This window comes from Sphingobium trunci (genome assembly GCF_022664535.1).
Lineage (GTDB): Bacteria > Pseudomonadota > Alphaproteobacteria > Sphingomonadales > Sphingomonadaceae > Sphingobium.
The window spans coordinates 1-19,121 of sequence record NZ_JAKUJY010000031.1 but is presented as its reverse complement, the minus strand read 5'-3'; the positions used below and the strand labels follow the sequence as shown (position 1 = coordinate 19,121).

The window sequence follows — 19,121 nt, the reverse complement described above, 5'->3', positions numbered from 1 at the left end:
GCCGATCCGCCATTCATCGGCCCGTCCTAAGGAAGAGCCTGCAGCATGAAGACGCTTCGCCTTGCACTCGCAGCCCTCTGGACCACCGCCGCCGTATCGGCCGGTGCCTCGACCATCGTGTTGGGCGGCTATCCGGACCAGATCCAATTCGTCAGCGATGCCGACGGATCGATCGAGCAGCGCGTCCAGCTGGCGAGCGGCCTGCCGATGAATCTGCAACTCTCGCCCGATGGCAAGCTGATCTACGTCACCACCTTGACCACTGGCGGGATCGAGGTGCTGGACGCGACAACGCGCAAGGTCGTGAACACGATCAGCCTGAACGATGGCGTCACCCGCTACCGCTTCACCGGCGGCGTGCCCGATCCGACCGGCCGCTATTTCTACATTCTCGGCGAACGGATGGACAAGGAGGTCGACCGTTACCGCATCAGCAAGCCGCGCTACATGGTCGTGGACCTCAAGACCAAGAAGGTCGTGCGCGCCGTCGATATCGACCCGGAGGATGAAGGGCCGGGCTATCGCACCCGCCTCGCCATTTCGCCCGACGGCAAGACGCTCTATGCCTTCCAGAAGAAGATCCTGGTCATCAACACCAGCGACTTCAAGGTGGTGGATCGCATCGATCTCGCCAAGCCGGACTTCCCCGGCATGATGGACGTGGGCCTGGGCGGCACGCTGGAAACGCTGCACACGCCCGGACAATATGTATCGCTGTTCAACAGCGAGGATCCCTATATCCATAACAAGGTGTTCGGCATCGCCCGCTTCGACCTTTCCTCGCGCAGCTTCACCTTCGCCCCGATCGGCCCCGCGCCGGAGAATATGGCGGGCCTGCAAGTGACACCCGACGGCAAGGACGGCTATACCGTCGCGGTCAATGGCGACCTGGGCAAGCAGCGCTGCGAATTCTGGCATTTCGACCTCGCCACCAATGCTGCGCTGGACAAGGCCGAATTCCCCTGCCGCCGCCGCTTCTATTTCAGCATGTCGCGCGACGGGACGAAGCTGTATATCTATGGCGCCGGCTACGACATTGCTGTCTATGACGCCAAAACATTGAAGTATGAGCGCGATTGGGAACTGAAGAACGACATTACGATGGCGGGCTTGCTGACCCTGCCGTGACATCGCTGGCGGGCGTGGCGATCCACGGCGCGGGCGTGGCGGCGGCCTGTTGCGACCATCTGTTGCGCCGGGCGGGTCTGCCGGTCTGCTGGACGAATGAGCGGCGGACGCCGGCTCCGGCGATCATGCTGAGCGATTCGGCGCGAGCGTTGCTGCGCGACGCGCTCTCCCGACCCGACTTGTTCGCCGATCGCCCGCGCATCGGCCGCCGGATCGTCGCCTGGGGCGGCCAGGCGCCGGTGGAGATGCCGCATGCGGCGGTGATGCTGGCGCTGGACGACCTCGCCTTTGCGCCGACGCCCCTGGGCCAGCCGCTCCTGCCCCCGCCTTTCGTCATCCGCGCGGGACCGCCCCCTGAGGGCGAGGCGATGCTGCGTTTTGGCCAGCGTTCCGCCGAAGTGGGGTTGGTGAGCCTGCTGATGGCCGAGGACAGCGACGCATGCTGGGTGGAAGCGGTGGCCGATGGCTGGCTGTTCCTGACGCCCGCCGGTGAGGGCATAGGATGGCTGCTGGCCGTGGGCGGCAGCGGCGACCGGCTGCTTGGCCAGTCGCGCCATCTGCGCGACCGGATCGTGCTGGAGAGAGACGACGTCCGCCGCTTCGACAGCAGCCCGCGCATGCTCGCCGCGATGCAGGGGGCGAACTGGCTGGCCTGCGGATCGGGTAGCATCGGCTTCGATCCGATCTGCGGCGACGGCACCGCGCTGGCGGTGCGGCAGGGCATATTGGCGTCCGCCATCGTCGTCGCACTGGAGGAAGGCGAGGACGCCGCCGACCTGCTCGGCCATTATCGGGCGATGATGACCGCTGCGCTGCGTCGCCACTTGCGGCTCTGCGCCGACTTCTACGCCAGTGGCGGGAGCGGCCCGTGGTGGCGAGCGCAACAGCGCGCCATCGCCGAAGGCTTCGCCGCCTGCACCGCCCGGCTGGAGCGCGAGGCGCCGCCGCGCTTCGCGCTGGAAGGCTTCCGCCTCGTCCGCAGGGCGCTGGCGGCATGACGCCGGAGAGCCCCACCCGGATCGCGGACTGGCGCAGCTATCGCCGCCTGCTCCCGTTCCTGCGCCCTTATCGCGGCGCGCTGGCGCTGGTGCTGGCGATCAGCTTGCTATCGACAGCGCTCAACCTCTCACAGCCCTATCTCTCCAAGCTGATGATCGACCAGGCGCTGATGCGGCGCGACATGGGCGCGCTGGTCGAGATCGCCGCGATCATGGTCGTGGTGGCGCTGGCCGGCTTCGCACTCAACATGCTGGCGAGCTACCGATATGTCGCCGCATCGGCGGCGATGCTGTTCGATATCCGCGCCGCGCTGTTGCGGCATCTTCAGACCTTGTCACCCCGCTTCTATGCCAGGTTCCGGCTGGGCGACCTCATGTCCCGTCTCAACAGCGATGTGTCCGATATTCAGCGGGTGACGGCAGATTCGCTGCTGTCGGTGCTCAGCAATGTGCTGATGCTGGTCGGATGCGTCGTCATGATGCTGTGGCTCGATCCGCTGCTGTTCCTGATCGGCGTCGTCATGATCCCGCTCTGCATCGGGCTCTTCCTCTGGTTCCAGCATCGGCTGACCGCGCTGACACGCGAGATGCGCGAACGCGGGGCGGACCTCGGCAGCCTGCTAGTCGATACGGTGATGGGCATGCGTACGGTCACTGCGCTGGGCGCGGAAGAGCATGAGATCGACCGCTTCCGCCAGCGCAACGGCGCGTTCGTGACCGCCATGCTGCGAATGCAGCTCACATCCTTCCTGGCGGGGGCGCTGCCCGGCACGCTGCTCACCGCCTCGACCTCGGCGATCATGCTTTACGGCGGCGCGCAGATCATCGCCGGCAAGATGACGATCGGCACGCTGGTCGCGTTCATGACCTATCAGTCGCGGCTGTTCTCGCCGATCCAGGTGTTGATGGGACTGGTGTCGGGCCTCGCTTCCGCCCGCGTGTCGCTCGGCCGCATCTTCGCCCTTTTCGACACGCCGGCGGAGGTCGCGCAAAGCGCCACGCCACGCCCGCTCGATGCCGTGCGACAAGGGTTGCGCTTCGAAGGCGTGATCCTCCGGCATGAGCAGCGCACCATCCTGGACGAGGTCAGCCTCGACATTACCGCTGGCAGCTTCTGCGCCATCGTCGGCGCCAGCGGCATCGGCAAGTCGAGCATGGCCGACCTGATGGTGCGCCATCTGGACCCCGATGGCGGCCGCATCCTGATCGACGGTATCGACCTGCGCGACGTGCACTTGGGCGATCTGCGCAGCGCGGTCCTTCTGGTCGATCAGGCGCCGCATCTGTTCAACGGCAGCCTGGCCGCGAATATCGGCTTCGCCTGTCCGGGTGCGTCTTCCGGCGAGATCGAGTTGGCGGCTCGGCAGGCTGGCCTCGGACCGCTGATCGCGCGCCTGCCCGAAGGGCTGGAGACGCGCGCTGGCGAGCGCGGGCTCGCCCTTTCAGCCGGCGAGCGCCATCGGGTCGCGCTGGCGCGTGCGCTGCTGCGCCAGCCTTCGGTGCTGATCCTCGACGAACCCACTGCAGCCCTCGACAGCGAGACGGAAAGGCTGGTCGCGCGGGGCCTGCGCGAGGCGCTGCTCGATGCGACGATCATCGTCATCACGCACAAGCCAGCACTGGCGGAGATGGCCGACAGGATTATAACGCTGGAGGAGGGTCGAATCCGGGTCCACACCAGCCTGGCCGCATCGGCGTGACGCCGCCCTTCGATGGCCGAACCGGCCGGGGCGTGCGCATCGCGATCATCGACAGCGGCGTCCATCCCGGCCACGATCATATCCGCGCCGACCAGATCGAGCCGGGCGTCGCTATCCGGCGCGGCGGCGGCATCGAGGGAGGCCAGGACGCGACGCTGGATCGACTAGGCCACGGCACCGCCGTCACGGCTGCCATTCAGGAAAAGGCGCCCGATGCGTTTTGCCTACCGATCCGCGTGTTTCACGAGGGGTTGAAGGCCAGCGCCATGGCGCTGATCACGGCGATCGCCTGGGCGGTGGAACAGCGCGCCGATATCATCAATCTCAGCCTGGGATCGACAAACAGGGCACATGCGCCTGCTTTCACCGATGTCGTGGAGCGCGCTTGCGAGGCGGGCGTGGCGATCATCGCGCCCGACCGCATCGAAGAGCAGCCCTGCTATCCCGGCGCGATCTCCGGTGTCTTTGCCGTCGGTCTCGATTGGGATTGCCCACGCGGGCATTTTCGCCTGTCGCAGGGGGGCGGGCGCTTCCTGGCCTCGGGCTATCCGCGTGCAATCCCCGGTGTTCCGCTACGCCGCAACCTCTACGGAATCAGTTTCGCGACGGCGCAACTGACGGGCTTCGCCGCCTGTGCGCTGGAAGGCGTGGACCGCGACTTTACCGGCTTTGCACGCATAGCCGCGCTCAAAACTGCGTTGCGCGCGAACGCCGCCTGAAAAAATGCCCGCCACGATCCGGATCGTGGCGGGCGAAACCTGAGGGCAACTGGGATATTCTAGAATTTCTGCCCGAAGCGTGCGCCGAAGAATTGCGGCTTGATCGTGAAAGTGCGCGAGGATCCGGAGCAGAAGGTGATTGAGCAGAAGGTGTTCCTCGTCAGTTCACCCCGCTTGTCGAACGCATTCTGGAGGAAGAAGGTCAGTGACCAATTGTCCTTCTTGATCCCAGCCGAAAAATCGAAGCTGACGAAGCCCTTCGTCGAGCAGGACTTGCCGGCTTCGGTCATCGCATCCGCCTCGTCAGCATCCGCGCAAGTGAGCAGGTTGTTGTCGGAAACATTGAGGTCCTGTGTCGCGCCGGTCTGATAGAGCGCCGCGCCCTGCAGATAGGCGCTTAGTTCGCCGAACTGCGTGTCGTACCGGACAGAGGTCGTGCCCTTGAACTTGGGCTGCCGCGGCAAGCGCGTGCCACTGGCGGCGGCGACGGTCGGCGTGCCGGTGTTGGTGCCATCGACGGTCGTGCCGGTAGAGCATTGCGACAGTTGGCTGATGGACGATGTTGCGGGATCATAGGCGAAGTTGCAGAAATCGCCTTTCAGCTTGCCATCATTATAGGCGCCTGATGTGGAGATGGTGAATTTGCCGAGCTTCAGGTCCGCATCATATTCGATACCCTTGACTTCGGCCTTCCCGGCGTTACCCGTCATGCCCGCGCCCTGCGCGCCAGCGACGACGACGCTATATTGGATATTGTTCCATTTCTCGAAATAAATGGCGGCGTTGAGCCGGAAGATGCCGCCCCAGGTCGTTTTCGCCCCAAGCTCGAAGTTGGTCAGCTTTTCCGATTCAAAAGCCGGAACTGTCGCGACCTTCGAAACCGGCGCGCCGTTGATAATCTGGCGGATGCGCAGCGGCCGGTTGAAGCCGCCGGGGCGGAAGCCGGTTGAATAATTGAAATAGACCATCTTGCTGGGCGCGAACTGCCAGTCGAGCGCGACCTTATGCGTTTCGCCACTCTCCTTGTAGCGACCTATTTCATCCGGAAGTGATGCGAAGTTCGTGTTCAGACATTGCAGGCGCGCGGCCGGCAACGGGGTCGGGCATCCCATCTCACCGGTGGGAACATAGATGGACGTCACGCTATTCGCTGCCGACCCCTGCACACCGGCGAAGCCCTTTACTGAATAGTCGGTCCAGAAATAGCGGATTCCGCCCGTCAGCTTCAGCGTCGGCGTGATGTTGTAGTGGCCTTCGGCGAACACCGCTTTGTCATGATAAAGCTGGTTCTGTTCGACGAAATAGAAAGCATCGCCTTTGACCGCTGGGGAGCCATAAACCATGGTGCCCAGCGGATTGCCGTCGGGGTTGACGACATTGCTTGTGTCGAAGAACGGTGTGCCGTCATCGTCAAAATCGATCCCGTACATCGCTGGCACGCCGATCAGACCGCCTGGGACATCGCCGCCACCCGTCTCGGTATAACCGGCGATCTTGTCCAGCCCGCGAATGGCGTAGGATGTGTTGATCTCATTCTTCTGGCGTTGATAGAACCCGCCGATCGTTACATCGAAAGGCCAATCTTTGGGCGTGGTGATGCGCAGTTCCTGCGTAAACTTGTTGCGGTGCGTGTCCGCATGGTAATATTGTTGCGGGTTGATCAGCGAGCATTTCTGATTGGCGCCGGAACCGCTACAATTGTCAAAAAATTGCAGATAGCTTTCATAGCCGGAGCCGAATCCGTCATAAGTTACCGTATAATAGGTATAATCGTTGAGCGTCTTGGTTCTGCGCTTGAAGAAACCCGTTGCCGACACGATGTCCCAGTCGCCGATATGGCCGTGGATCGACAATGCCGCCTGATACCAGCGGTCGTCGTTGCGCGTCTTGTCATAGTCATGAACTTCGAGGTCGCCCACGCGCGGATCGTAGCCAAAATAGCCGTTCGCGATCTGCCGCTGGCCGGTGATGGATGGTGTGATGGCCCAGTCGTCTCCGGGCTCCCACAAAATTTGGAGCCGTCCGCCGAACTCCTTGATGTTGTTGTAGTCATCTTTGGCTATATTGCTGTTATCCAACGTGTAGAAGGTAGACGGGTTCTTGTCACCCAAATTCAAAGTGGACGAACTGCCATCGTTGAACTTGCCGTTATTGGGCTTGTTGTCGATATAGCCGCCGTCGCGGCGATAATAGCCCATGGCGCGCAGCGCGAGATTGTCGCCCTGCGGAATGTTGACATAGGTTTCCAGTTGGCCACCGAAGTCACCCTTGCCATATTTATTGCCTTCGACGTCATAACCGAATTCATATTTGCCCAGTTGCGGCTTGTTGGTGATCAGGCGGATCGTACCCGCAAGTGATCCGGCGCCATATAGCGTACCCTGCGGACCGGACAGCGCCTCGATACGCTCCAGATCATAGGCGTGAATGTCGGGCACTTCGGTGCCGGTAATCGGAATGTCGTCGAGATAATAGCCAACCGACGCATAGTTGCCGCCCGCTGGCACGATGCCGCGGAAGAAGGCAGTGTTGCGCCCCGGCCCAATGCCCTCGAACGACACGGACGGCAGCAGGGTTGCGAAATCGGTCAGCCCCTTCACCTGGCGCTGTTCCAGTGTCGCCGCGCCCAGCGCCTGCATGGAGATAGGGACTTTCTGGATGCTTTCCTTACTGCGCGTCGCTGTCACCACAATGTCGCCAAGGCCCTGATCGTCGGGCGTCTGCTCCGGCGCCGCAGCCGCCGCCGGTTGCGCGATGGCTGGCGCGGCCAACATGAGCGGCGTGAGGAAGGTGGTCGCGCCCAAAGCGCATATTCTGCTCGCAGCGCGCGAGCGAAAGCCGATGGCCATGCGTAAAGCCCCCTATTTCGCGTTTACGTCGGCCTCTCCTTGTTGGTTCGCCCGGTCCACGGGTCATTTTCCTAAGCGTACATCCGCATCGTTTCTTTTCACTCTGTCGAACCGCTCGCCCGAAATGGCGAGCGGGCGCACTCCGAAAAGCGCATACTTTTCGACTGCGCGCCGGATTACATCAGCGCGTGCATGGACGTTATTGATGGACTGGTTCGCTCGTGCAGAAAAACAGAGCGTCCGTCCTAAATTGGATAGTGCCATTCAGACCGACGCTGTCAAGCGGGACGCCGCAACTTTTTTTATATGCCTACCTGGTGGATGACTCGACGCGCCTTCCGATTCGGCCTAGTTTTTTGTGCACTTGCACATTTGCGAGAGGTTCATGACTATTCGCGTCATCGACTCTGGGGCCCGGTCCGTTGAAGAAGCTCTGTCGCAAGCGACCGCGCAGCTGGTGGAGCGGCCCGATCTGGCCCTCGCACAGGCGCAACAGCTTCTACTTCGAGCGCCCGGGCTGCCCCCGGCAGAGTTGATAGCCTGCCAGGCCCTGCGCCGGCTGGACAAGGCAGGCGAAGCGCTGTCGCGCCTGTCGGCGCTCGCCACGCGCGGGCACACGCCTCCGGCGGTGCTGTGGGAACTGGCGCAGGCCGCGAGTGAAGCGGGCGAGACGCGGCAGGCGATCGCGGCGCTAGGCAGCCTCACTCGCAGCCAGCCGGGCGTGGCGGGTGGCTGGTTCCTGCTGGCGCGCGAATTGCGCAAGGATGGGCAGGTCGAACAGGCCTGGCGCGCGGATCTATCCGGCGTGCATGCCGCTTCGCGCGACCCCGAACTGCTGGACGCGGCGGTCGCCATGCATGAGGAGCGGCTGGAGGACGCAGCGGCGATGCTGGAGGCGCGGGCCGCGCGCGTTCCCGAAGATCCGCCGGCTTGCCGCTTGCGCGCCGAAATTCACTGGCGGAGCGGCGACATGAGCGCGGCGCTGGCGATGGTCGAGCGGGCGGTGGCGCTGGCGCCCGGCTTCGATCTGGCGCGGGATTTTCTGATCCGGCTGCTGCTGCAGAACAACCGTCTCCCCGACGCGCTCGCCCATGCGGATATCCTCGTCACCTCGCCCGTCGCGGGCCCTGGGCACGACCTCTTGCGCGCTTCGGTGCTGGTCCGGCTGGGAGATCAGGAACAGGCCCGGCGGATCTATGAGAAGCTGCTCGATAACGACCCCGCTCAACCGCAACTCTGGCAGAATCTGGGGCATGTCCTCAAGACGCTGGGCCGCCAGAGCGACGCGATCCGCGCCTATCGCGAGGCGGTGCGACATCAGTCAACCATGGGGGAGGCCTGGTGGAGCCTCGCCAACCTCAAGACCATCAAGCTCGGCGTGGACGACATCGCCGCCATGCGGCAGGCGCTCGCGATGATCGAGAAACACGGATCGAGCAAGGCGGAGGACCAGTTCCATCTGCATTTCTCGCTGGGCAAGGCGCTGGAGGATGCGAAAGACTACGGTGCTTCGTTCCACCATTATGATCTGGGCAATCGCCTGCGCCGCGCGATGGTGCAATATGATGCGGCGCAATTCTCGAGCGAGGTCGCAGCCACCGCCGCGACCTTTACCAGCGCCTTCATCGCGAGCCGCGGGCAAGGGGGCTGCCTCGCGCCGGACCCAATCTTCATCGTGGGCCTTCCGCGCTCCGGATCGACACTCGTCGAACAGATACTCGCCAGCCACAGCCAGATCGAAGGCACGATGGAGTTGCCCGAGATGATGACGATCGCCAGCCGGCTACAGTCGCGGGTGGATGAAGGCGAGTTTCCTGATTTTCGTGCCATGGTGGCGTCGCTGACGCCGGCGGACCGGCGACGGCTGGGCGAGGAGTATATCGACAGCACCCGCATCCACCGCCACACGGACAAGCCCCTTTTCATCGACAAGATGCCCAACAACTGGCAGCATGTCGGTCTGATCCGCCTGATCCTGCCCAATGCGAAAATCGTCGACGCTCGGCGGCATCCGCTCTCCTGCTGCTTTTCGGGCTGGAAGCAGCATTTCGCGCGCGGCCAGACCTTTTCCTACGATTTGACAGACATAGGTCTCTATTATCGCGACTATGTGGCGCTGATGGCCGCCTATGACGAGGCCGCTCCCGGCGTGGTGCACCGGGTCCTCTATGAGGAGATGGTGGGCGACACCGATCGGCAAGTGCGCCAATTGCTCGATCATCTGGATCTGCCCTTCGAACCGGCATGTCTGGAATTCTATAAAAATGACCGCGCCGTACGCACGGCGAGTTCGGAACAGGTGCGCCAGCCTATTTTCACGAGCGGACTGGCCCAGTGGGAACATTATCGGCCCTGGCTCGGGCCGCTGATGGCGGCACTTAGGCCGCTTCTCTAGCGACGGGCGGCCAAGGCGATGGGCTTTGTCAAAGCAAGAGCGGCGCGGAGAACATCAAAGCAAACGGGAGTGCTGTCAAACCGGATGCTCGCTCTCTGGGGTGACGACGTTAGGCAGTTCCAACGCCACATCCCACACGCTCCGCCAGCCCATTCCGCTACTTCACTCGTCGCCGAGGTGATTCGCCTCATGGTCACGATGTACGTGCAATATCCGCTGTCGCTGCGGAACGTGGAGAACCTTGTTTTCGAACGCGGCATCGAGAGACGCTGCGCCGTTGTGGCGGAGCGATGGGCTCTGGCGAGGTCGCCCCTGTCCTCTCAGCCTTCAGTGCATTCAAGGGAGACTAATTCGCATTTTTCTGACAGCACCCATATCACCGACGCCAAACTGAAAAGTCTGCATGCGGCCAGGGTTGCCCATGCCGGCGCGACAATCACGGGACCGCGAACGTCCGCTTCAACCGAAAGCTGCCGCTCCACCGCATGATCGCGAATGACGGGTTTGTCCCAACTACCGCCTGCCGCAGTCGACCCTTTGCGGCCGTTCAGAAGTTCAATCCGGCTTCCCAGGTGCCGACCTTCCGCTTCTCCGGTAGGTCGCGACCAAACCAAGACGTTCGTGCTGGCTCGCTCGAACGACAGGTGTGGAGGGAGAAGCAGCCACTCGAGCCTAATGAACATGCCCGGTGGCAGGCGACCTCGTCCTGCCGCCGAGCGTGAAGGTTCATTTACCGGGAGCCGACGTCAGATTGCGTCGAAGTCTGTCGATATCGACACCGTTCTCCATTGAGCGAGGATAGCCGCATCCCCCAGATGCTTCGCTTCGATCGCTGCTACCGTGTCGCTGCCAAGTGGCAGTCGGACTGGAGGGTTGGCCGCGTCGGCGAAGTCGACAAGCACCTGCGCGAGTTTCGCCGGATCACCGGGCTGTGCATGGTTCAGCCCTGTCGCAACAGAACGGACGCGACCGGCGGTGGCCACATAATCGTCGATGATCACCGGACTGACCGAAAGTGACGAGGCGTCGAGAAAGTCCGTTCGGAAATAACCCGGCTCGACGACGGTCACATGGATGCCGAGCGGCGCCAGTTCCGCGTGCAACGCCTCGGAGATCCCCTCGATCGCAAACTTCGTGGAGGAATAGACGCCAAACCCTGCCGAGCCCCGATATCCTCCGATCGACGAGATGTTGAGCACGCGACCAGAGCGCGCGGCGCGCATGTGTGGCAGCACGCCGCGGGTCACGTTGAGCAGACCAAACACGTTGGTACGATAGACGGCCTCGACCTCGGCGGCGCTCGCTTCCTCGACCGCGCCCATTAGGCCGAAGCCGGCATTGTTGAGCAGGATGTCGATACGGCCGAACCGGGCGATGGCGGCTTCGACTGCCCTGCGGACTTGCTTCTCATCTGTTACGTCGAGTGCGAGCGCCAGCAGATTGGGCTGCTCACCGAAGCGATCGACGACAGTCCGGGGACTGCGGGCGGTCGCGACGACGGCGTCACCTTGAGCCAAGGCGCGCTCCACGACCTGCGCGCCGAAGCCGCGCGAGGCGCCGGTGATGAACCAGGTCTTCATGGCCAAATCCTTTCAAGAGACAGCGCGCGGGTCAGGCCCGAGGGTTCATGGCGGTTGCGAAGGTCAGTTCCATTTCTCGGGCGAGAAGATCAGGAAACCTTTCGAGCAGCGCCTTGGTGTAAGGCTGCGCGAAATGCGCATCGAGGTCGGCGCGCGAGGCCCAGGTTTCGTAGAGGATCCAGGCATTCGGATCGTCATTGTCCCGATGAAGCGTGTAGCCGAGCGAACCGGCCTCCTTCGAGGTGGGGTAGATGAGCGCCTTGAGCGCTTCGCCGAGTTCGACGGCATGCTGAGGCTTTGCGGTGAGGCGGGCGATCAGGGTCAGTTGTGTGGTCATGATAATTTTCCTTTGGATTGGGGGTGGTTGGCAGGATCAGAGTCCAGCGACCGACATCTTGATATTGTGGCCACCATCGACCGTGATGGTCTGGCCGGTGACGTAGCTCGCTTGGTCGGACGCCAGCCAAAGCATGGCGTCAGCGACCTCCCGCGCCTGTCCAATGCGTCCGAGCGGCACGTTCGCTTCGTAAAACGGCCGCATGTCGCGCCCTTTCGTGAAGCGGTCCGACATCTCGGTCTTGATGAAGCCGGGCGCGATGCCGTTCACGCGGATGCCGTCACCGCCCAGCTCCACGGCAAGGGCGCGGGTCAGCGATTCCGAACCGCCTTTCGTGGCGGAATAGACCGGCAGCATCGCACCGCCCTGCCGGCCCCAGAGCGACGACACCGTGATGATCGATCCGCCCGGCCGCCGCAAATGTGGGATCGCGTATTTGGCGGTCAGGAGCGTGCTGCGGATGTTCGTGCCCAACACCGTATCGACATCCTCCACACTCAACTCGGCGAGTGGCAGTACATGCGGCGGCTCTATTCCTGCGTTGGTAATCAGCGTGTCGATCGGACCGAACCGGTCGACCGCGTTGGCGATGAAGGCCTCGATCTGCGCGGCGTCCTGGACATCGGTGGTCTGGAACCAGCCGGTGCCGCCAAGCCGGGCGATCTCCGCGACGGCCTCGGCGCCGCGTTCCGCGCGACGTCCCGAGATCGCGACATTAGCGCCCGTGCGGGCGAAGGCGAGCGCGGTGGCATAGCCGATGCCCGAGGTCGCGCCGGTGATGACGATGGTCTTGGTCATGGAAATTCTCCTTTCGACCTGCGCTTGCTCACGCGGCCGGATAGACCACTTCCCAGGCGGCATTCGGGTCGGTGGCGAGCATCCAGAAGACATCGGCCGCCGCGCTCGCTTCGGTGGAGTCGGGCGCGACGAGCGTCGCGACGGTCGCTGTACGAATGCGGATACCCCGCTCGGCCATCGGCTCAGCCAGGCCCTGCACCATGTTGCGTAGCGCAGCCTTGCCGGCGCCGAGCACGGCCCAGTCGGCGCTTGGGTGAATTCCTAACCCGCCCCCGGTCACAAGGATTGTGCCGCCGCGCCCACCGAACATATCGGTCGCGGCGCGAATGGTGTTGAACCCGGCGGTGACGTCGATGGCCAGATCGCCGGCGACCTCGGCATCGGTCATCGAGAACAGATCCTGATTGCGCACCACGCCCGCGTTGAAGTGCACCGCGGTGAGACCGCCGGTCAGGTCTTCGGCCTTGGCGACGGCGGCGCGAAGCGCGGCCGGGTCAGTGGCGTCCGCCGGGACAATATGGGCGGTGATGCCCTCGGCGTTGAGGTCGGCGGCCAGCGTAGCGAGCCGATCGGCGCTGCGCCCGGTCAGGACGATCTGCCAGCCTTCGCGGCCGAACCTGCGGGCGACGGCCTGACCGATGCCGGGACCGGCGCCTATGATCATGATGGATTTAGACATGGGAGCTTTCCTTGCTTGGACGGGCTGGCCGCCCCCGGATGAGGGACGGCCGGTCAGGTTGCGGGAGAGATCAGGCGAGCACCTCGGCCAGCTCGATCAGGTTGCCGAAGGGATCGCAGAAGAAGGCGAGCTTGCGGCTGATCGCTTCGAGCACGAATGGCTCGGTGACGATCGTGACGCCACGGCTGCGCAGCTTCTCGACGGTCGCCTCGACGCTGTCGACGTTCAGGCAGAAGTGGTGATAGCCGGCCCAGCCCAGGCTTTCGCCGAGGTCGGCATAGGGCCGCACGTCCTGCGGCTTGGGATCGCCGCCGCCGAGGATCTCGACGTAGAAATGATCGTCGGTCGCCGGTGCCACATAAGCGAGTTGCTCGTCGGCATAGTCCCACTTGGCGACGATGCGGAAGTCGAGCGTGCCGACATAGAAGTCGAGCGCGGTCTGCAGGTCCGGCGTCCGCACCGCGACATGGTGGCCGCGCATGTCGGCGAAGGGCGAGGCGTTGTTGTGGGCGGGGGGAATGAAGTCGGCCATTGGATATCTCCTTGCTTGCGCCGGAGCATTTCCGGCTGGCAGGAGCTTTTTGGCCCTTTCCCATTGAAAGGATTAGGAGGATAGTTTTCTCATCAATAGTGAGTGAGAATCATCAATGCGTGCGACCGACCTTTCCGAGCTGGCCGCTTTCGACGCCGTCGCCCGTCACCGTAGCTTCCGACGGGCGAGCGAGGAGCGCGGGGTCACGGCGTCGGCGATCAGCCATGCCGTCAGCAACCTGGAAGCGCGCGTGGGCATCCGGCTGCTCAACCGCACGACGCGCAGCGTTTCCCTCACCGATGCCGGCGCGATGCTGCTCGCCCAACTGTCCCCGGCTTTCGGCGAGATCGGTTCGGCAATGGATGCGCTCAATCAGTTCAGGGACACCCCATTCGGGACGGTGAGGATCAACGCTCCGAATTCGGTCGCTCCATTCGTGCTTGGGCCGGTGATCGGACCGCTGATCGCCGCCAACCCGAACCTCACGCTCGAGATCGTGGCAACGGATCGGCTGGTCGATATCGTCGAAGAGGGCTTCGATGCCGGTATCCGGCTCGGCGAAAGCCTGCGCGATGGCATGACTGCGGTGAAGATCAAGCCGCGGCTGCGCTTTGCCGTGGTCGGATCGCCTGCCTATTTCGCGCGGCACGGCACACCCGCGGAACCGGCCGATCTTGCCCGACATATTTGCGTGCGCAACATGTATCCAAGTGGCGTCGCATACCCTTGGTCGTTTGGTCGCGGCGGCGACGAGATCGATATCGATGCCTCGGGGCCTCTGGCGCTGCATGACCACGAATTGATGATTGAGGCGGCACTGGCTGGCATCGCTCTCGCCTACGTCTGGGAAGACCGGGCTCGTCCCTACGTCGAGAGCGGCAGGCTCGTGTCATGCCTTGCCGATTGGATCGCGCCCGAGGATTGGCTGTATCTCTACTACCCGACCCGGAAGTATCTTTCCGCAGGTATGAGGGCAATTATCGCTGCTCTGCGGGCTTAAAGGGTCTACCGGTGGCAGCGCTCGACCGATTCTGTTGAAAAACTCTTCAACGAGAACTTATCGCGGAAATTTGCGCAACAATCATCCGTCCAACCCGCAGATGGTGAATCATTCGTGCGCGAAGCCGGGGCTGAGCAATCAATAATTGCGACGAAAAACTGAGGGCGGAGTTTTTCAACAGAATCCACCAGTTTTTGTCATTCAATGAACCAGAGCAGTTCCCGGTTAGCGGACATTCGGCAGCTTGTTGTATAAGGGAACGAGAAACTACCTATCCAGAAACTTCCGAATGCCTATCCATATATAGAGGCCAAACATCGCTCCGCTGCCAATAAGCCAAGCCCAAGATCTGAAATCGCGTTCTGGTGCGTTCAATGAACCGAAAAAGGCGATGCCGCTGATGAAGAGCGCAAAGGTGATGAAACGCCAATTGAGCAAAGCTCGCGCTTGACGTTTCGTCTCCGAAACGGGTCTAGGTGGAGTCATCGCCGGTCGATCTCGAACCAAACGACGCGGGGCAAAGCTGGCCCAAAGCAACCATGCCGAAATTCCTGCAACAGATGCAGCAACCATAATCGAGTCCGACCATTCCGGCAGAGACAAAGATTTCGATATGGTGGTCCAAAAGATGATAGCCAGCATGACGATGCCAACGATCTTCCACATACCACGGCGGCCAGCGACCTTACGCCAGCCTGCGGCTAACTGTTCGTATTCATCAGCAGTGACAAGTTTACCGCCAGAATTTTTTGACGGATAATACAGATAGCCGCCATCTACCGGCGTAAATTGATTGTTGAACGCACCTATCGAATCAAACACAGAAGGCCCCTCATTTTCTTCAACATGGCAAACGGAAGGCACGTTGCAAAGTTAATGGGTTAACGCGACCGCAGGGAAACGAACTTTACGGCGGCTTCGCAGCAAGCTCGTTCTATGAGTTGCCTTTCCGTTCACCACCCGACACCGGCGTTCCCGGCCAGCGAGTCACTCGGTGGCGCCGATAACCCGCTGGGCCGGTTCGGGATTGGAAAGCAGCCCAGCGGCAGGCGACCAGAAACGGTCGTCAAGTGTGGTGTTTAATCATCCCCCTAGCAGACATGCGCGACCTGTGGGATTGTGCGTCCAATGATCGAACCTTGCTGCCACAACATGAAAATGTATGGACGCGACTTCTGCCAAGGTGTGTCAGAAAGCGACTTGCCCGGAGCTATGGTAGAAATCCATCGGCAAGCTGGCAGGGCGATGATGAGAAATTATTACTCTACCGAATTTAATACGCTGATCTTCTTTTGCCCGTGGTGCGGGACCAAAATCGGAAAGCATCCGAGTGAGGAGGGGTTCAGCTGGGACGACTGACTCTTTGGCGCCTGTAACCAGACGTTGATCGAACAGCCCTTAGCGTGCGAGAAGGTTCGTTCATTAAGTGCAGCAGTGGCCATGGTCATAGTACCTGCCTTTCTGATGGTTTTTGCTGCACACACTGGCTTGTTCGCACTGGGATCGAGGCCTCTGACATCCATACTTATCCTAGCATGGCTTATTGGCATGGTGGCTATCTTGTCGGCGGGATGGCCGCGTAAAATTACCATCGGGTTGATGGTTATCTATACGATCATCGGTATTCCTGCCTTGCCCTTCGCGAGCTTTCTTGCGGTCTGTTCCACAGGCGATTGTATCTAAATCCGTTTAACCTCCCCGAAAGCCACCTCAGCGAAAGCGACTATTTGTGGACGCCCAAATGAACAAGCCTTCTGCTCACTTGCGGGCATTCGTCATGCCGCTAGGCTGGCGGCATGACGAACCACTGCGATTTGATCCCGGAACTTGCCGATTGGAACAACGGGGAAGGCATCACACCTTCCGATTGGATATGGATCGAAGGTCGAGCGGACCATGCGCTCGGATTTTGTTCATTCTTCTGGCCAGATTTCGTGCTGTTCGAAGACTATGTGCTTCGATCGCCGTTTAACATCGAGCTATTGCGAGACTGGGAACGCAATGGCGCTCTAAGTCGTCAACAAATTGAGACGGCCATGAATGCATACCTCCTAGATGGCGTTTTTCCGCGAGATCAAGCGGCTCAAGCCTTGAAAGATGCCCAGTGTGAGCATCTCGTTACCGTCATGGCAGATATGTTGGAAGCCAAGCTGGCTCGTGATTTCCCTCAACGTCGCTTCTCGGCATTTGCTATGGGCGGTGACGATTTCGGCGTATCATTCCACCAGGTTTAACGGCTGCTTTTGCCATCATCTGACCGAAACCAGACAGTCAGCCTCCCACCAGGCATCGCCGTTCGCGGCCCGCAAATCGTTCCGCGTCGCCGATAACCCGCTGGTCCGGTTCGGGCTTGGAAAGCTGCCCAGCGGCAGGCGACCACTACCCGACATGTACCGACATCGAGGGAATGGTCGTAAGCCGAATTATTCCGCAACGGTCACCAACAAAAATAGGCCCGCCAACTAACTTGCTGACGGGCCTAGAGAAAGTCTCTGTTGCCAGAGCCTTCGGGTCGCACTTGCTACGATACGCTTGCTACAGCTGAGTCGGATTGGATGAAATCGCCATTAACCCTCATTGTCAGGAGGCGTTCCTTGCGTCGCCCGGCAAAATGTGGCTGGTCCGGTTACTGGCGGGTAAACTGCCCGAGCAAAATCGACCATTTGCGGTCATTATCCATTATCCCATATTGCGGCCATGACGATAACGAGAATAAAAACGCTCAAGGACTGGGCGCGACATATTAAGCGTGACGTGATCGCCCTTTGGCTGGCTGCTCGCGATCCGCGAGTGCCGTGGTATGCCAAGACCCTCGCAGCAGTAGTTGCCGCCTACGCGTTTTCTCCCGTGGACCTCATACCTGATTTTATCCCAGTCCTCGGCCTTCTCGACGACCTTCTGATAGTGCCGCTCGGCATCATCGCTGTGGTGTGGCTCATCGATGACGATGTCATGATTGACCTTCGCGCGAAGGCAGTCGAGCAGCAAAAGCCTAATTCTAGGGCTGGCCTGATTGCGATCATTCTGATTTGGCTGGTGACGGTCACGCTCGGTATCTTGTGGCTTTGGCCACGTCGTTAATGTCCGTTTCCCACCCAGCATCGTCGCTCCCGGCCTGCGAATCATCTCGCGCCGCCGATAACCCGCTGGTCGGATTCGGGATTGGAAAACTGCCCAGCGGCACGCGACCACTAGTTGCCAATACCCCCGCTTGCCGCCCCACCCACAAGCAGACATAATCGCAACGTCATGGACGACGAAAGGATTTGAGCGTGACGGGAGGTTGGATTGCCCTATTTGTGCCATTGCTGCTGTGGGCACAAGCAGTCTGGGCTTCGCCATTCCTCAAAACCTATCGGCATAAGCCTTCGGCACTCCTGTCCATCGGAACCGGAATTATCATGTTCGCCGCGGGATCCGTGCATTCAAATTACTCGGTGCCACTGATCATGACAGGCACAGCAACGATGGCGGCTATGTTTGCGGTTCTCCTATGGCCGAAGAAAGTAACAGAGCCAAAGCGGAAGGCTCGTTGACGACCAGTTGTTGCCATTGAAGGCGTTGGCTCCGTTTCCAGTTAGCGGACAATTATTGGGCCTACGGGCTCGTTCGATTTTCGTTGTGAAAGCGCGCGTTTCGGAGGCAAATATCGAGGATGCGACCAACTATTTTATTGCTGATGCTGACGGCCGTTGGTGGATGCAGTCATCCCGCGAACCGCTACCCGAAAAGTTTTGTTGAGTGGGATGCTCGTTCCGATGCCGAGAATGTTGCTGATGAGAGGTGCAACAACGAATATAGATTGATCCCAGGCCGTTCGGGATTTCTCAGCGACGACTATGAGTGCTTGGCGAGGCTGCCTGCACCGGCTGCCGCTATTACCGAGCCGGCAGGCGAAGAAACTGCCCAAGCGTTAGTGGAAGCTGCAAGGCGGCATATCGGAATCGGTGACCTGAAACGATCAACAGCAACTCCGCAAGGACCGACGTATCGCGGAATGAAGGAAGTAAATTATGAGGACGCAACGCGCGGTCGATTTGCTACTTATTTCCTAGGCTCAGGCGGGGCACTGAAGGAGATTGTTTTGAACGGTCCCGACGTCGATCCTTATACCCCGGTCAAGAACCGAAGCGCCTTCATCATCCGGATGATAGAGATTGTCGCTCCCGGCAGTTCGCAAGCGGAAAGGGATTGGGGCGCCAATCAACTGAACGCCCCATGGACTCAGAGGGTGCGCCCACTACCAGTGCAAATCGGCGACTATGTTTTCAGGGGAGGCACAACGAGCAACGCAAAAGGCTTCCATGACACATTTTGGATTGTTGCGGCGGACATGGGGTATCAAGGACGAAAGTATCGTCCGGCGCGTTAGGGCCTGGGTCCAACTTGCATCGCGACTGGCCGTT

The 19,121-nt window shown here is 61.2% G+C and carries 16 protein-coding genes; 9 read left to right on the top strand and 7 right to left on the bottom strand.

Annotation, left to right across the window (positions count from 1 at the left end):
- Nucleotides 1-45 precede the first annotated feature (45 nt).
- Genes MJ601_RS19270 through qhpE form a run of 4 tightly spaced genes read left to right on the top strand, consistent with a single transcriptional unit; the run spans nucleotide 46 to nucleotide 4,545 of the window.
- Nucleotides 46-1,128 carry a YncE family protein gene (locus MJ601_RS19270; protein WP_242129437.1) on the top strand — a complete coding sequence of 361 codons (1,083 nt, stop codon included), beginning with the start codon at nucleotides 46-48 and terminating at the stop codon, nucleotides 1,126-1,128.
- A complete protein-coding gene (locus MJ601_RS19265) occupies nucleotides 1,125-2,126 on the top strand; it encodes a hypothetical protein (RefSeq protein ID WP_242129435.1) in 1,002 nt (333 codons plus the stop codon). Before MJ601_RS19270 ends, MJ601_RS19265 begins: the two co-directional genes overlap by 4 nt.
- Nucleotides 2,123-3,826: an ABC transporter ATP-binding protein gene (locus MJ601_RS19260; protein WP_242129433.1), complete on the top strand. Its 1,704-nt coding sequence runs from the start codon at nucleotides 2,123-2,125 to the stop codon at nucleotides 3,824-3,826. The genes MJ601_RS19265 and MJ601_RS19260 overlap by 4 nt, the downstream gene beginning before the upstream one ends.
- On the top strand, nucleotides 3,823-4,545 hold the full coding sequence (qhpE, locus tag MJ601_RS19255) for a subtilisin-like serine protease QhpE (protein WP_242129431.1): 723 nt from the start codon (nucleotides 3,823-3,825) through the stop codon (nucleotides 4,543-4,545). Before MJ601_RS19260 ends, qhpE begins: the two co-directional genes overlap by 4 nt.
- A gap of 59 nt (nucleotides 4,546-4,604) precedes the next feature.
- On the opposite strand, the gene MJ601_RS19250 is transcribed toward qhpE, so the two are convergent.
- Nucleotides 4,605-7,394, bottom strand: coding sequence for a TonB-dependent receptor (locus MJ601_RS19250; RefSeq protein ID WP_242129429.1), 2,790 nt, complete (start codon nucleotides 7,392-7,394; stop codon nucleotides 4,605-4,607).
- A gap of 385 nt (nucleotides 7,395-7,779) precedes the next feature.
- Here MJ601_RS19250 and MJ601_RS19245 point away from each other — a divergent pair, with 385 nt between their 5' ends.
- Nucleotides 7,780-9,789 (top strand): tetratricopeptide repeat-containing sulfotransferase family protein, encoded by a 2,010-nt coding sequence (locus MJ601_RS19245; RefSeq protein ID WP_242129428.1) that lies wholly within the window; start codon nucleotides 7,780-7,782, stop codon nucleotides 9,787-9,789.
- Between the two features lie 746 nt (nucleotides 9,790-10,535).
- Here the strand turns inward: MJ601_RS19245 and MJ601_RS19240 are convergent.
- From MJ601_RS19240 to MJ601_RS19220, 5 genes are all read right to left on the bottom strand, one after another.
- A complete protein-coding gene (locus MJ601_RS19240) occupies nucleotides 10,536-11,369 on the bottom strand; it encodes an SDR family NAD(P)-dependent oxidoreductase (RefSeq protein ID WP_242129426.1) in 834 nt (277 codons plus the stop codon).
- 31 nt (nucleotides 11,370-11,400) lie between these two features.
- The gene (locus tag MJ601_RS19235) at nucleotides 11,401-11,706 is read right to left on the bottom strand and encodes a putative quinol monooxygenase (RefSeq protein WP_242129424.1); all 306 of its coding nucleotides are present in this window, start codon (nucleotides 11,704-11,706) and stop codon (nucleotides 11,401-11,403) included.
- Between the two features lie 36 nt (nucleotides 11,707-11,742).
- Nucleotides 11,743-12,504, bottom strand: coding sequence for an SDR family NAD(P)-dependent oxidoreductase (locus MJ601_RS19230; protein ID WP_242129423.1), 762 nt, complete (start codon nucleotides 12,502-12,504; stop codon nucleotides 11,743-11,745).
- 28 nt (nucleotides 12,505-12,532) lie between these two features.
- Nucleotides 12,533-13,183: an SDR family oxidoreductase gene (locus MJ601_RS19225; protein WP_242129421.1), complete on the bottom strand. Its 651-nt coding sequence runs from the start codon at nucleotides 13,181-13,183 to the stop codon at nucleotides 12,533-12,535.
- Nucleotides 13,184-13,253: 70 nt separating this feature from the next.
- Nucleotides 13,254-13,715, bottom strand: a complete 462-nt coding sequence (locus MJ601_RS19220) for a VOC family protein (protein WP_242129420.1) — start codon at nucleotides 13,713-13,715, stop codon at nucleotides 13,254-13,256.
- A 115-nt stretch (nucleotides 13,716-13,830) separates the two neighbouring features.
- Here MJ601_RS19220 and MJ601_RS19215 point away from each other — a divergent pair, with 115 nt between their 5' ends.
- Nucleotides 13,831-14,715: a LysR family transcriptional regulator gene (locus MJ601_RS19215; protein WP_242129418.1), complete on the top strand. Its 885-nt coding sequence runs from the start codon at nucleotides 13,831-13,833 to the stop codon at nucleotides 14,713-14,715.
- A gap of 267 nt (nucleotides 14,716-14,982) precedes the next feature.
- Here MJ601_RS19215 and MJ601_RS19210 read toward each other — a convergent pair whose 3' ends face one another.
- A complete protein-coding gene (locus tag MJ601_RS19210) occupies nucleotides 14,983-15,537 on the bottom strand; it encodes a hypothetical protein (RefSeq protein ID WP_242129416.1) in 555 nt (184 codons plus the stop codon).
- A gap of 974 nt (nucleotides 15,538-16,511) precedes the next feature.
- On the opposite strand from MJ601_RS19210, the gene MJ601_RS19205 reads away from it, so the two are divergent.
- From MJ601_RS19205 to MJ601_RS19195, 3 genes are all read left to right on the top strand, one after another.
- The gene (locus MJ601_RS19205) at nucleotides 16,512-16,949 is read left to right on the top strand and encodes a hypothetical protein (protein ID WP_242129414.1); all 438 of its coding nucleotides are present in this window, start codon (nucleotides 16,512-16,514) and stop codon (nucleotides 16,947-16,949) included.
- Nucleotides 16,950-17,412: 463 nt separating this feature from the next.
- Nucleotides 17,413-17,796 carry a YkvA family protein gene (locus tag MJ601_RS19200; protein ID WP_242129412.1) on the top strand — a complete coding sequence of 128 codons (384 nt, stop codon included), beginning with the start codon at nucleotides 17,413-17,415 and terminating at the stop codon, nucleotides 17,794-17,796.
- A 574-nt stretch (nucleotides 17,797-18,370) separates the two neighbouring features.
- A complete protein-coding gene (locus tag MJ601_RS19195) occupies nucleotides 18,371-19,087 on the top strand; it encodes a hypothetical protein (protein ID WP_242129410.1) in 717 nt (238 codons plus the stop codon).
- Nucleotides 19,088-19,121 lie beyond the last annotated feature (34 nt).